Genomic DNA, 13,629 nt, shown 5'->3' on the forward strand with positions numbered 1-13,629 from the left:
CAATAGAAATAAAATGAAAGTATCTTTGATGAAACTTATTGGCAGCTTGTCTTGTGCTGCACTTTTGATGACCTCGTGTCTCGGCGATGGAGACAGTTCTTTTCAGTCTGATAGATCTTTTGCTTATATAACTACGGATGCAAATTATATTAAAGTTGCTTCTACTAATGTAGGCTATATAAGAACTCAGGATGCTACTGGAATGACTAATCTGACTGATGGTCAATGTTATTATATCTCTTTTAAAATAACATCTACTCAAAGCTCTTCCGGTACATATCCGGCTGAATATATCAATGTTCTTGATGATGGCCCTATTTCACAGAAAAGCCTTTACGTTACTGAACTGGGAGAACCGGGCGAAGCTTATCCGGGTATTGAAGAAGAACAGAGCGATACTATCCAGGTTAATTCTTTGGAATTGAGGGAATATTATCCGGCTAAAGAGGTTTTTGGAGATCGTTGGTTGTTTAGATATTCAGTTCCTAACAGAAAAGACGATGATCAGGTTAAAGCTTATTTCTATTTTGACCGTGATAATCAGGTTAATGAGAAAGGTGAAGCAATAGGCTTTAGCGAGAATAAGATTGTTATTGACGTGAGATTTACAAAAATTGATGGGTCAGGTTCAGGAACAACCAAGACTAAAGATTATGAGTCTGTTGGTAACCTTAGTTCCCTGCGTAACTATACTCCGAAATATAACGATGCAGGAGAAGCTTACGTCGCTGTTAAATTCAGGTATGTGACTCCAGCGACAACAACTACTCCTCCTACTGCTAAGTTCTATCCAACCGGAGATTCGGCATGGGTTGGTGACAGCAATAGCTCATTCTTCCTTTATTATAATACATCAAACTAAATTGATTATATAGATCTTTAAAGACGTAGTCCGAAAGGATTGCGTCTTTTTTATTATTACTTTTGCTAAAATAAGTAATCTAGAGTGTTTAATATGGCGATATCCTTTATAAGTATATATAGGGGAATAATAATTGGTCTGAGACCGTAAGGAACAAAGGATGGAATTTTTTTTACCTCAGATAGTGGCAACTGTTATTACAGTTATAAGTATTCCGCTTTCTAAATATATTCTTCGCAAAATTATAGAAAAGTACAACTCTGTCACTCTGAAGTCAGAGGTGCGCACAACTCATGTAGTCAGAGTGATCAATATTCTGATCAATATTACGGCTATAACTATTCTTGCCATTATATGGGGAGTACGTCCTCATAATATGTTGCTTGCAATGTCTTCGGTCTTTGCTGTTATTGGTGTAGCGTTTTTTGCCCAATGGTCTATCCTGAGTAATGTGACTGCCGGAATGATCATATATTTCACAACCCCCTTCCGCATAGGAGACCATATTCATATACTGGATAAAGATCTGCCAATAAATGCTACAATAGAGAATATCCTTACTTTCTATACCTATCTCAGAACCGAAGAAGACGAACTTATTGTTATACCTAACTCGTTGTTCCTGCAGAAAATGGTCTCGATGGGAAAAGAGAAAGAAAAGGAGCAATGAAATAAGCAAAGTGGAAATTTTTCCTATATTTGTAGAATATAATGGCGCCTCAGCATAGCCCGGAGTAAACTCCGGCTCTACATTCGGCTTTAATTATATTTGTGAATGTTTAAGTAAAAACCAAGAGAGAATATGTCTGTAAATAAGGTGATTTTAATAGGAAATGTAGGAAAAGATCCCGATGTGAAATATTTTGACAATGGTAGTGTTGTTGCCAACTTTACCCTTGCTACGACCGAAAGAGGATATACTGCCGCTAATGGAACTCAGATACCCGATCGCACCGAATGGCATAATATAGTTTGCTGGCGTGGATTGGCGAAAGTAGCTGAACAATTTGTGAAAAAAGGAGTACAGGTATATATTGAAGGAAAGATACGTTCGCGTACATATGACGACGCCAATGGTGTTAAGCGCTATGTGAACGAGATTTATGCCGATAATCTGGAATTGTTGGGTAGCCGGAGGAGAGAGGGTGAAGGTGATATGCCATATAACCAGCCCGCCAATGATAATTACAACGTTAATCCCAATTCTAACAACTATAATGCTCCGAATATTTCTGAAGAGGATGATCTGCCCTTCTGAAGGTTGATATAGATAATGTAACAGATTAATTCAGTCCGGCTGGTCTGCTTTAATCTGTTTCCTTTTATACAAGTATGAAGAATAGAGGTCTGTTATATCTCATATTTCCGTTTTTGTTTCTGTCTTGTGCCGAATATACTCCGCGTCCGGCAGGTTTTCAGCGTTTCGACAGGGCCCACTACGATTATCTGAAGTTTGAAAATCCGGCACTCTCTTTTCTATATCCTGCTGATGCTAAGATAGAGGAGGTAAAGAATGAGGCCAATCCGGGATATTGGTTCAATATTCTTTATCCTCAGTACAATGCTACACTCTATTGCACTTATATACCCATCAAAAAGGAAGACCTGTCAAAAGCTCTGGATGATAGTTACCAACTCGCATATAGCCATACATCAAGAGCAGAGGGTATTTTCCAGTCCCAATATACCGATTCCCTGAATCATAAAGAGGGCGTTATATATGATATAAAAGGGCTGGTAGCGGTTCCTGTACAATTCTATATAACAGACAATACGTCTAACTTTCTGCGGGGTTCCCTCTACTTCGATCAGAATGTAAAGATAGATTCAGTAGCTCCCATTGTAGAATATATCCGTAGCGATATTGTATATCTGATGGAATCGTTGAAATGGAAAAACTGAAAGCACTGATAAAGACAAAGACTCTTATATATACAATCCTGATATTGCTGGGTATGGGGCTGTTTATCCATCTTGATTGCAAGAATATAACTGCCCACTACGACGATGCCTATTCTATCTTCTTATCTAAAGCTTCTTATTCTGATATATGGAGCGTCACAGCATCTGATGTCCATCCTCCTCTCTATTACTGGGGCTTAAAGGCTTTCACTTCTTTATTCGGAGATTCTCTTTTCTCTTTCCGGTGTTTCTCTACCTTAGGTCTTTTGGCTGTTATTCTTTTGGGTTGTTTCCCTGTAAGGAAACTATTTGGTCACCGGGTAGCGATCTCTTTTATTCTACTGATCATTATTTTTCCTGTTTCCCAGTATCTGGCTACTGAGATAAGGATGTACTCGTGGACGATGTTCTTTGTCCTCGCTTCCGCTTTATCTGCCTTTCAGGTCTATCGGATCGGGAAAATGCAATATTGGTTATTATTCCTTTTCACCGGTCTTTGTGCAGCCTATCTCCATAACTATGGGTTATTAAGCCTATTTGGTATATATCTCATCCTTTTGGTATTCCTCATTAAAGAGAAAAAACAATGGAAGGGTATATTCCTTTGGGGCATACTATTCTTACTTATATATTTGCCCTGGCTGATCCAATTGATAAGCCAGATTGGAATGATATCCGAAGATTATTGGATAAAGCCACTGACTGTTAACGATCTGTTTCTCCATATTTATTATTTCTACTCACCTAAGGAGATATGGCTGCCGTTTACCGATTTTAGTAAGGTGCAAATGATGATAGGCCTTATAATCATTATGCTGATCCAATTGTTCCTCACACTGGCGGCTCTTATAACAAGTCTTAGAAGTAAAGAAAAATCATCGGATTATATAATTCTTTCTTTTATCATTTTTCTGATTCCTGTTACTATTGGTGCTCTTGTTTCTGTCACTTATCTGCCTGTTCTGGTTACCCGCTATATGACCTGTTCCTTTGGCCTTTTCGTCTTGGGTTTGGCGATGGTTCTGGCAAAATCATTCGATAAATATAAATGGCTGACAATGCTCTTTTTCCTCTTGCTGCTTGTAGATAGTGGCATAAGAATATCTTCAGGATTGAAATATTATAGCCAAACCGGAACAGCATATAAGGAGATCAGGGATTTTGCTATAAAGGAAAAAACCTTTGTTGTAAATGATTTTTCCTATCATGTAATGCCACGTCTTCAACTGATAGCTCCCGGTAATCACTATCAGGTTCTGGTGTTTGATACCACAGATGTCGATTTCCGGCCTTTCGTTTTCGATAAGATAAACTCGTTGCCTGCCGGTGAATTTATCTTAGTTCATCAGGAGAGAGAGGCTGTTCAGCAAGATTTTCATCATTTTTGGCAAACTGTCGGGTCTCAATATATCATTACAGATAGCCTGCATGCTTCTGATATTTATTTATATCGGATACGATTAAAAGAATAAATTGATAATCAATCTATACTATCGAAAAAAGTTACAATCAACGATCACCGAAGCGAAGGCGAGGCAAATGTTACACTTTTGCAGTGCTTTTTTATTTTATGTTTTTTGTAAAACCTGACAAACCTGACAAAATCAAGCCCCTCCTGACTCCCCTTGGGGTCGGGCTGTTAAGTTCTCTGCTTTGTTCTGTTATTTTCTGCTGTCATCCTGAGTGAAACGAAGGATCTCTTATCTTACAAGAGATGTTTCACTCCGTTCAACATGACAAAGAGGGTATAAATTTCAGAACTTAACAGCCCTGCCCCGCAGGGGAGGACCTGTTTTCCCCCACCGGGGGAACTAAAGGGGGCTCTGATTCTCAATTCTCTCCCTCTCCTCTTCGGTCGCCATCCTGATGACCTGGCTATCCTCCCCGTTCAGGTGCTTATCCAGTTTAATAAACAAGTCGGCCTCATGCTGGTTATTTACATAAATAATTTGCTGCCGTAGTTTCGGCTTTTCTGCCGCTTCTTTCTCCTTGCGTTTTTCTTCCTGTTCCAACACATACTTGATTGCCGCTAAGTTCGGCGGATATTGTTTCTTCTTTACTACCCGTGATTTTTCTATCTGCACATGCGGATTGCTTTTGGCGGGTTCATACACCACTTTCTCTTCTTCGAGTGTATAACCTTCCAGTTTCTTGCGAAGCGAAGCACGGGCGATGGACACCAGCATCTCGTCCCGCTGGCGCATGGCTTCATCCACCGCTTTCTTAAACTCGGGTTTGGTGTCGAGCCACTGGTAGTAAGTTTCACGGGAGATACGTGCCACCATGCATAGTTCTTTTACTGTGTAAATGTCGGATTCGATCAATGATAGGATTTCCGATACTAGTTCTTCTGTGTACTTAGCCATAGTTTTTGTTTTTAGGGGCCCCTCCAACCTCCCCACAGGGGAGGCTATTCCCCCTACGGGGGTTAGGGGCCGTTTTTCAGTATAGATAAACATCTTTGTTTTTGATGAAAGGATATTAGTTATGCCAATCAGTAGTTGAAATTATTATGATTAGAGTTTATATTCAATAAGGTTATATATGGTTTATTCCCTATGATTTAATAGCCTCCTGCTTTAGCTGGAGGATAATGGTCTAATCGGATAAAGGCTTTAGCCAAAATGTTTTGACTAAAGTCGTTTTCTATCTGTATCATTATGAGGGTGTGTCAAAAGTAATTTCTACGATCTCTTTGTCATCCTGACCGCAGGGAAGAATCTCTTTTGATAGAAGAGATGTTTCACTATCGTTCAACATGACAATATAGAATATCAATTTGATACTATCAATCAGCCTTTGACACACCCTCCAACTAAAACGCCTAAAAACATGCATCTTACTCTTTTATTAAATATAAACTTTATTGTAAAAAATAATTGTTCAATTTTCTACTGCGCGTAATCGAAGATTACTTGCCATCCTTTTTTCCTAAGCAAAAAAAGGATGCAAAAATGCTTTGGTGGCTCATCCTTGCTCGCGCAGACTTCCAGTTTGTGTGTTGCGAAGCAAAAAGATCGCTCGGGGAGGCACGGACAAGATGTCCGCGCCAACGGGGGCATCCGTTCTCTAGGCGGGGCACCCAATCCGGCAGTGGAGGCGTAGAACAAAAAGCTGTCCGAGCTTAGACATAAGATTCGTATTTAGCTTTGCTGATGAGCGAGTTCTTTTTGTTCAGCCGCAACGCCGGTTTTGGGTCGCTGGGGAATGCAGCCTTGAAATACACGTTTAAGTGAGAGTAAAGTCAAGCTTGCTTGAAATTTACCGAACGTAGTGTATTCAATCTTAATTAGTTTTTGTAACTTTTTTATCAAGAAAAAAGTTGAGAAAACAAGCCGGAAGGCGCGTTAGCAAAATAGAACGATTAAATCTAACTGCTGATTCGCATCATTAACTAAATCATAGATAAACTATTTCATTATTCATTACATTAAACTATTTTTCATACCTTTGTAGCCTGAAAACAGAGATATTAACATGGCAGATACCAAACAGCAATTCGAACATGTAATAGCAATATGCCGTACTCTTTTTGCCAAGAAACTGAAGGATTACGGGGCATCATGGCGTATACTTCGCCCACAGTCGGTGACAGACCAGATTCTGATAAAAGCGAAGCGGATAAGGAGTATCGAAGAAAAGGGTGTCAGTATGATAAATGAAGGGATCATTCCCGAATTTATAGGTATTGTTAACTATGGCATTATCGGGCTTATACAACTCGAATTGGGATATTCTGACAGTGTAGACCTGGATGAAGATCAGGTACTGGCATTATATGACAAGCATATGACAGAAACCAAAGAACTGATGTATGCGAAAAACCACGATTATGATGAGGCCTGGCGTGCCATGCGTATAAGTTCCTATACCGATCTTATACTGACAAAGATTTACCGCACAAAACAAATAGAAGAAAATAAAGGAGAAACGCTCGTCTCGGAAGGTGTTGATGCCAATTATATGGATATGGTTAATTATTCACTGTTCGGACTCATAAAACTGGAATTTCCTGAAGACGGCGAAAATTAATAGATGATCAAGAAAAATTTCATAATAAAAGTACTGGTTGAGATTTCCCGTATCATACTGGGAGTTACTTTTATTTTTTCGGGTTTTGTAAAAGCTGTCGATCCGTTTGGTACAGCTTACAAGATCGAAGACTATCTTGCCGCGTTCGATTTCTCATCACTGTCTTTTCTTGCTCTACCTGCTTCCGCTTTGCTGTGTATAGTTGAATTTGCAATGGGGGCATGTATGCTTTTCGGGCTTTATCGCAAATGGAACTCGCGATTGATGCTATTAGTGATGGGTTTTATGACTCTTCTCACATTGTACCTTGCGATAGCCGATCCGGTAGATGATTGTGGCTGTTTTGGCGATGCTTTGGTGATTACTAACTGGCAGACTTTCTATAAAAATATTGTATTGCTGATATGTTCGGTAATTACTTTTATATATCACGAGCGCATCAGCAATCTCTTTAGCGGTAAGACCTATTGGCTGGCATTCCTGTATATATTTATTTTTATCGGATTGTTTACATTTCGCAATTATCTTTTAGATCCCCTGTTCGATTTCCGCCCGTATAAAGTTGGAGCCAATCTACCTGAACTGATGGATGTAGATGAAGGTAAAGGCAGGCTCGAAGAATCCTTTTTAGTATATACTAAAGATGGGGTGGAAAAAGAATTTACGGAAGAAAATTATCCATGGGAAGATTCCACATGGGTGTTTGTCCGCATGGAGACCAAAGTGATAGACGAAGGAGAATCCTCTCCTATCAAAGATTTTGTTATAAACAAGCTGGATTTTAACCCGCAGAAAACGGAATTACTCGATCAATACGATATAACCCGGGAGGTATTATCGGATAGTAATTATGTCTTTTTGATGATAAGTCCGTTGCTATCAGAAATGAGTGTCTCATATCTTAGTAGTTTCGAGGATATAGAGAATTATGCGACCGATAACGGTTATAAATTTTATTGCCTGACAGCCTCGCCTACCGGTGAGATCATGAGTTGGGCAAACGAGAATGTCATCAATTTCGATTTTTGCACAATGGATGAACGTACATTGAAAACCATAATACGTTCCAACCCGGGATTACTGTTGTTAAAAAACGGTATAGTGATCAACAAATGGGCAGATATAGCTGTTCCTTCGGAAAGTGACCTCGTGAAACCACTCAACGATTTACCTGAATATACAAGTATTGATGCTGAATACGAGAATAAGAAAAATATGTTCATGGTGTGTACGTTCTTTCTGATTCCGTTGTTGGCATTGAAAGGTTTCGATTTCCTTGTCTATCGCAGACGAAGGGTAGAAGAAGCAAAATCTGTTGAAAAAGAAGAGCCCTGAATAAGAGAAAGTGTTTAATGAAAATTTTGATTCAGAAATAGTCTGGCTGTTATACATAGGAAACTAAATAAAAAGGTCTGCGACCTAATAATAAATTATAAACATTCAAGTCATGAGAAAAAACATTGTTGCAGGAAACTGGAAGATGAACAAAAATCTTCAGGAAGGTATCGAATTTGTAAAAGCTCTGGAAGTCGCTTTGGCTGACAAAGATAAAATCAATTGCGAAGTAGTTCTTGGCACTCCGTTCATCCATTTGGCACAGGTTTCGGCTGCTATCAACGATAAAAGAATAAATGTTGCTGCTCAAAACTGTGCGGATAAAGCTTCCGGTGCATATACAGGTGAGGTTTCGGCTGCAATGGTCGCTTCTACCGGAGCCAAATATGTAATACTTGGCCACTCTGAGCGTCGTACTTATTATGGCGAGACAGATGCTATCCTTAAAGAAAAAGTTCTTTTAGCTTTGGCTAACGGTCTTAAACCAATCTTCTGTATCGGTGAAACTAAAGATGAAAGAGAAAAAAATATACATTTCGATGTTGTAAAAAAACAAACAGTAGATGCGTTGTTTAACCTTTCTGCCGAAGACTTCTCTAAAATCGTAATAGCTTACGAGCCGGTTTGGGCTATTGGTACAGGCCTTACCGCTACATCAGCGCAGGCGCAGGAAATGCATGCGTATATCCGCAAAACTATTGCAGAGAAATATGGAGAAGAAGTAGCAGATAACACTTCTATTCTTTATGGAGGTAGTGCAAATGGTGGAAATGCAAAGGAACTGTTCTCTTGCCCTGATATAGACGGAGGTCTGATCGGAGGCGCTTCTCTCGATGTTGAGAAATTTATGCCTGTAATAGAAGGTTTTTAAAATAAGAATATGTAATATTGCGGAAGCTTATGTAAATGGCTTCCGCTATATTCTTTTAATTAGTACAATTATGACAAAGAGTCTTTCCTTTTTTCTTGCATTTTTTTTATGCTCTGTCTATTCTTTTTCCCAGAGCGGGGAGAAGACAATAATAGAAGAATTGAACTCGTCCAAATCGGGACAGGGCAGGGTGATTGTCATGCAGGATGAAGTAGTGGACGGATTACTTGCCATTCGCCAACAAACTGACACTACACAAAAACCAGGCGTTATTGATTCTAACGCAGAATTCACTAAAGTAAAAGGATTTAAAATACAGGTTTACTCCGGTAATAACCAACAACGCTCTAAAAGGGAGGCCGAATCGAAGCAGGCACAAGTGAGGGAGGCTTTTCCGGAACTGGAGTCTGTGGTTAGTTTTCATTCTCCGTTCTGGCGTTTACGCGTGGGTAATTTCCTGAGTAAGGAAGATGCCGAATCTGTCTTGAGAGAGATGAAGAAAAGTTTTCCAACCATGGGGCGGGAAATGTATGTGGTTTCGGACGTAGTGAAAAAACCTGTAAATTAATTATATAAAGGAGACTCACGGTAATGCAAAAAGAACAGGAGATAGAGTTGCTATCCGGTCATTATAAGAATATTATATCCCTTTTGGGCGAAGATGCTTCCCGCGAGGGCTTGCTGAAAACTCCGGAGAGAGTAGCTAAAGCGATGCAATTCCTGACAAAAGGTTATAGCGAAGATCCTGCCGAAATACTGAATAAGGCGTTGTTTAAGGAGGATTACCGGCAAATGGTCATCGTTAAAGATATAGATTTCTATTCTCTGTGCGAGCACCATATGCTGCCGTTCTGGGGTAAAGCCCATGTGGCATATATCCCGAATGGTTATATCACAGGATTGAGTAAGATAGCACGTGTTGTGGATGTTTTTGCACGTCGTTTGCAAGTGCAGGAACGGATGACTCTGCAAATAAAGGAGTGTATACAGAAAACGTTGAATCCACTGGGAGTAATGGTTGTTATAGAAGCCCAGCATATGTGCATGCAGATGCGTGGAGTAGAGAAACAAAACTCTACAACAACTACCTCCGATTTTACAGGAGTGTTCAACCAGATGAAAACCCGCGAAGAGTTTATAAGCCTTATCCGGTAAGGGAGAAGGTTTAACAAAATAAAGATCCGGGGTTTTTTCAGAAAGAAATAACCCCGTTTTGTTTATAGACAGGTTATCGATGAATTTATATAATATCCATACTCACAAAATATCTGCTTCGGGCAATGATTATAATGAAATATGTGTTTTAAATACATATCCGGAGGATTTTTATGCAAAAAGAACGGATTCCCCGGATGTATGGTATTCTTGCGGTATTCATCCATGGTATATAAAAGAAATTGAATCTGATATGGATTTACTGGCAAAGATTGTAAAAGATAACAGAGTAGTCGCTGTCGGGGAAGCCGGATTGGATAAGCTACAAGGCTCTGATCTTGATATTCAAACAGAGGTTTTTAGAAATCAGATAGAATTGGCAGAAGAAAACAACAAACCCCTTATTATCCATTGTGTAAAAGCCTGGGAAGAACTGATCGCTTTATTTAAGGAATATAAAACGGATGTTCCGTGGGTTATTCACGGATATAGGGGAAATGCCGAACAAACGAAGCAGTTAAGTAAAATAGGCTTTAAGTTTTCAATAGGAGAACGGTTTAATGCGGAATCGTTGAAGTATATTCCTCTGGAATCTATATTTTGTGAAACCGATATGTCTGAATCTTCAATATGTCAGGTTTATAATTCTGTTTCTGAAGTTTTGGATATGGATTTTTGTCAATTTGCTGAAATTATTGAGGAAAATATAGATGAAAACTTCAAAATACTGACAAAATAATATTGTAATTTATTATATTTCATTATTTTTACAGGTTCAAAGTGTTATTTTGTATGATCGACATAAATGCACATATACTATTAATATATACAGGCGGTACGATAGGGATGGTAGAAAACCCTCAGACAGGTTCGCTCGAGCCTTTCGATTTTGCCCATCTGACAAATCATCTGCCCGAATTACAGCGGTTCCGTTTTCAGGTAGACCATATTGTTTTTAATCCTGCTATAGATTCATCCGATATCACACCCGAGCATTGGAAAAAGATGGTTCATACCATTGAGACCAATTATGATAAATACGATGGATTTGTAATTTTGCATGGTACAGATACAATGGCATATACCGCATCAGCCCTGAGCTTTATGATGGAAAATCTTCAGAAACCTGTTGTGCTGACCGGTTCACAATTACCAATAGGTAAACTGCGTACCGATGCAAAAGAAAACCTTATTACTGCACTCGAAATAGCTGCCGATAAAGATTTGGTAGGTAACCCCATTGTTCCTGAAGTATGTATCTTTTTTCAAAACGATTTAATAAGGGGAAACCGGGCGACCAAAGTAAATGCAGATAATTTCAATGCTTTCAAATCATACAATTACCCCAATCTCGCAAAATCCGGGATACAAATAAGGTATGACCGCAAGCTTATACTTCAGCCCGATTACGATAAAAGGACTGTATTCCATTATCGGCTGGATAACCGTATCGCCTCATTAAAACTTTTTCCCGGTATAGACAGAAAAACAGTAGAAACTATTTTGGGGCTGAAAGACATAAAGGCAGTTATAATGGAGACCTATGGTTCGGGTAATGCGCCCTTGTCTCCCTGGTTTATCGAACTGGTTCGCGAAACCGTGAAGAGAGGAGTTGTCGTCGTAAATATTACCCAGTGCAATACAGGTATGGTAGATATGCAGCGTTACGAGACAGGAAGAGAATTGCTCAAAGCCGGTGTGATTAGCGGATCGGATGCGACATTTGAAGCTGCTATCACAAAGCTTATGTTTCTAATCGGACATAAATACGAGAAAGAAGATATAAAAATCAGAATGAAAGTACCTTTAGTCGGTGAAACTACCCGCCCCGAAGATCGTATAAATGAAAGAATATAAGGACCTCAGGCTAATGGCGGAAAAAACCAAACCGCTTTTCCTTCAATATTATAAGAAAAATAAGAAACGTTTAGCAAAAATGGATCTGGAAATACAGCAAATCCATGAAGATGTTTCGGCTTCTATTGATTGCCTTTCCTGTGCAAACTGTTGCCGTTCTTTGGGACCTGCAATTTCTGATAAAGATATTGATCGTATGGCCAAAGCATTGCGGATGAAGCCGTCTGAGGTTGTTAATACCTATTTGAAAATTGATGAAGATGGGGATTATGTTTTCAAGTCGATACCCTGCCCTTTTCTTATGCCCGATAATTATTGTTCTATTTACGAATATCGTCCTAAGGCATGCCGGGAGTATCCTCATACTGACCGTAAGAAGTTTGAACAAATATTCAAACTAACTGTTAAAAATACAGAAACTTGCCCGATAGCATATGAGGTGTTATCGAGATTAATGGAAAAGTAATTTAGAGAAATTTATGAGATTCTTTTATTTTTTTGTGTTATGCCTTTTAACGCTGACTCCGGCTTTTGCCCAAAATGAAACTACACAAGATCCTGTTAATACTGAAAAACAAAACAAAGACACGACAGATGGCAAGATCAGAACTTTTATAGACCATCAGGCCGATGCTATTGTTGGCTCCATGTTTGGGGCATCAAAGCAACTGAGTAATGCAGATAGTATAATAAACCGGTTCGATGCTTTACCGTCTTTTGGTATCTATAAAGATAATTATTTTATTGTAGGTACCGATTTGTTTCATAAGCCTAATGATTGGAACTCGGATGCAAAATTTCAGGTAAGCATTCGCCAGAGGTTGACAAATAGTACTTTACCTTTTAAAACCTATTTCTTTCTTACGTATACTCAAAAAGCATTTTGGAATGTTTTTCAGGATTCATTTCCATTCAGAGACCTGAATTTTAATCCTACTCTCGGGTTGGGGCGCGCTGTTGTGCGTCATAATCGTTTTCTTGGTACTGTCATGTTGCAGTTCGAGCACGAATCAAATGGGAAAGATGGAGACGCTTCCCGCAGTTGGAATAAAATTTCTTTTGGTACCAACCTGATGTTCAACGATCGTTGGACTTTCCATGCCAAGGCATGGATTCCAATTGTGGATGGTACTAACAATAAAGATATTGTTCATTACTCGGGCTGGGGCTCGTTTGGAATGGAATATTCAAGTCCTAAAAGGAAATATAATGCCAGTCTTTTTATAAATAAGAGAGGAGGAGTAAATCTTAATGCAAATATAGTCGCAAATTTTTCAGTGCGGCTGTTTAGTGATGACAGCCAGTATTTATTCCTCGAATACTATAACGGATATGGCGAATCTATGCTAGATTATAAACAATATCGTCAACGATTAAGATTAGGAATCGTTATTAAACCAGATTTTTTAAGTATTTATTAAAATCGTAATAACTTCATTGAAAGATTGTTCTGGTTTTATCTTAAAATTAATTTAAAAACTTTCCTGAAATAATTTGTGAAAGAATAAAAAATACATATCTTTGCACCCGCTTTGCTCCTTAATGGAGTCATGAAATAGGGATGAAATAATGGATTTTTAAGTAAAGCGGGCGATCTTTGAAAAGAAATGACAAC

The 13,629-nt window shown here is 38.9% G+C and carries 15 protein-coding genes; 14 read left to right on the forward strand and 1 reads right to left on the reverse strand.

Annotated elements, in window-relative coordinates; genetic code table 11:
• The first annotated feature begins 13 nt into the window (after positions 1 to 13).
• The 5 genes from GGR21_RS17585 (at position 14) to GGR21_RS17605 (ending at position 4,236) form a co-directional block, all read left to right on the forward strand.
• Positions 14 to 862: a hypothetical protein gene (locus tag GGR21_RS17585; RefSeq protein ID WP_183308550.1), complete on the forward strand. Its 849-nt coding sequence runs from the start codon at positions 14 to 16 to the stop codon at positions 860 to 862.
• Between the two features lie 160 nt (positions 863 to 1,022).
• The gene (locus GGR21_RS17590) at positions 1,023 to 1,532 is read left to right on the forward strand and encodes a mechanosensitive ion channel family protein (protein WP_183308551.1); all 510 of its coding nucleotides are present in this window, start codon (positions 1,023 to 1,025) and stop codon (positions 1,530 to 1,532) included.
• A gap of 132 nt (positions 1,533 to 1,664) precedes the next feature.
• The gene (locus GGR21_RS17595; RefSeq protein ID WP_183308552.1) at positions 1,665 to 2,120 is read left to right on the forward strand and encodes a single-stranded DNA-binding protein; all 456 of its coding nucleotides are present in this window, start codon (positions 1,665 to 1,667) and stop codon (positions 2,118 to 2,120) included.
• Positions 2,121 to 2,194: 74 nt separating this feature from the next.
• Entirely contained in the window at positions 2,195 to 2,764 is a 570-nt protein-coding gene (gene gldD / locus GGR21_RS17600) for a gliding motility lipoprotein GldD (protein ID WP_183308553.1), read from the forward strand.
• Positions 2,752 to 4,236 carry a glycosyltransferase family 39 protein gene (locus GGR21_RS17605; protein WP_183308554.1) on the forward strand — a complete coding sequence of 495 codons (1,485 nt, stop codon included), beginning with the start codon at positions 2,752 to 2,754 and terminating at the stop codon, positions 4,234 to 4,236. Before gldD ends, GGR21_RS17605 begins: the two co-directional genes overlap by 13 nt.
• A 339-nt stretch (positions 4,237 to 4,575) precedes the next feature.
• Here GGR21_RS17605 and GGR21_RS17610 read toward each other — a convergent pair whose 3' ends face one another.
• A complete protein-coding gene (locus tag GGR21_RS17610; RefSeq protein WP_183308555.1) occupies positions 4,576 to 5,130 on the reverse strand; it encodes a bacteriophage terminase small subunit in 555 nt (184 codons plus the stop codon).
• Positions 5,131 to 6,241: 1,111 nt separating this feature from the next.
• Here GGR21_RS17610 and GGR21_RS17615 point away from each other — a divergent pair.
• The 9 genes from GGR21_RS17615 to GGR21_RS17655 all read left to right on the forward strand — a co-directional run bounded on the left by GGR21_RS17615 (position 6,242) and on the right by GGR21_RS17655 (position 13,435).
• Complete coding sequence (locus GGR21_RS17615; RefSeq protein ID WP_183308556.1) at positions 6,242 to 6,796, forward strand: DUF1599 domain-containing protein; 555 nt, start codon at positions 6,242 to 6,244, stop codon at positions 6,794 to 6,796.
• A gap of 3 nt (positions 6,797 to 6,799) precedes the next feature.
• Positions 6,800 to 8,131, forward strand: coding sequence for a BT_3928 family protein (locus GGR21_RS17620; protein ID WP_183308557.1), 1,332 nt, complete (start codon positions 6,800 to 6,802; stop codon positions 8,129 to 8,131).
• 112 nt (positions 8,132 to 8,243) lie between these two features.
• A complete protein-coding gene (gene tpiA, locus GGR21_RS17625; RefSeq protein ID WP_183308558.1) occupies positions 8,244 to 9,002 on the forward strand; it encodes a triose-phosphate isomerase in 759 nt (252 codons plus the stop codon).
• Positions 9,003 to 9,072: 70 nt separating this feature from the next.
• Complete coding sequence (locus GGR21_RS17630) at positions 9,073 to 9,570, forward strand: SPOR domain-containing protein (RefSeq protein ID WP_183308559.1); 498 nt, start codon at positions 9,073 to 9,075, stop codon at positions 9,568 to 9,570.
• A gap of 23 nt (positions 9,571 to 9,593) precedes the next feature.
• Complete coding sequence (gene folE, locus GGR21_RS17635; RefSeq protein ID WP_183308560.1) at positions 9,594 to 10,157, forward strand: GTP cyclohydrolase I FolE; 564 nt, start codon at positions 9,594 to 9,596, stop codon at positions 10,155 to 10,157.
• 79 nt (positions 10,158 to 10,236) lie between these two features.
• Positions 10,237 to 10,896, forward strand: coding sequence for a TatD family hydrolase (locus GGR21_RS17640; RefSeq protein WP_183308562.1), 660 nt, complete (start codon positions 10,237 to 10,239; stop codon positions 10,894 to 10,896).
• 53 nt (positions 10,897 to 10,949) lie between these two features.
• Positions 10,950 to 12,014: an asparaginase gene (locus GGR21_RS17645; protein ID WP_183308564.1), complete on the forward strand. Its 1,065-nt coding sequence runs from the start codon at positions 10,950 to 10,952 to the stop codon at positions 12,012 to 12,014.
• The gene (locus GGR21_RS17650; protein ID WP_183308565.1) at positions 12,001 to 12,480 is read left to right on the forward strand and encodes a YkgJ family cysteine cluster protein; all 480 of its coding nucleotides are present in this window, start codon (positions 12,001 to 12,003) and stop codon (positions 12,478 to 12,480) included. The genes GGR21_RS17645 and GGR21_RS17650 overlap by 14 nt, the downstream gene beginning before the upstream one ends.
• A 13-nt stretch (positions 12,481 to 12,493) precedes the next feature.
• On the forward strand, positions 12,494 to 13,435 hold the full coding sequence (locus GGR21_RS17655; RefSeq protein ID WP_183308566.1) for a phospholipase A: 942 nt from the start codon (positions 12,494 to 12,496) through the stop codon (positions 13,433 to 13,435).
• The last annotated feature ends 194 nt before the right edge of the window (positions 13,436 to 13,629 follow it).

Source organism: Dysgonomonas hofstadii (assembly GCF_014196915.1).
GTDB classification, from domain to species: Bacteria; Bacteroidota; Bacteroidia; order Bacteroidales; family Dysgonomonadaceae; genus Dysgonomonas; species Dysgonomonas hofstadii.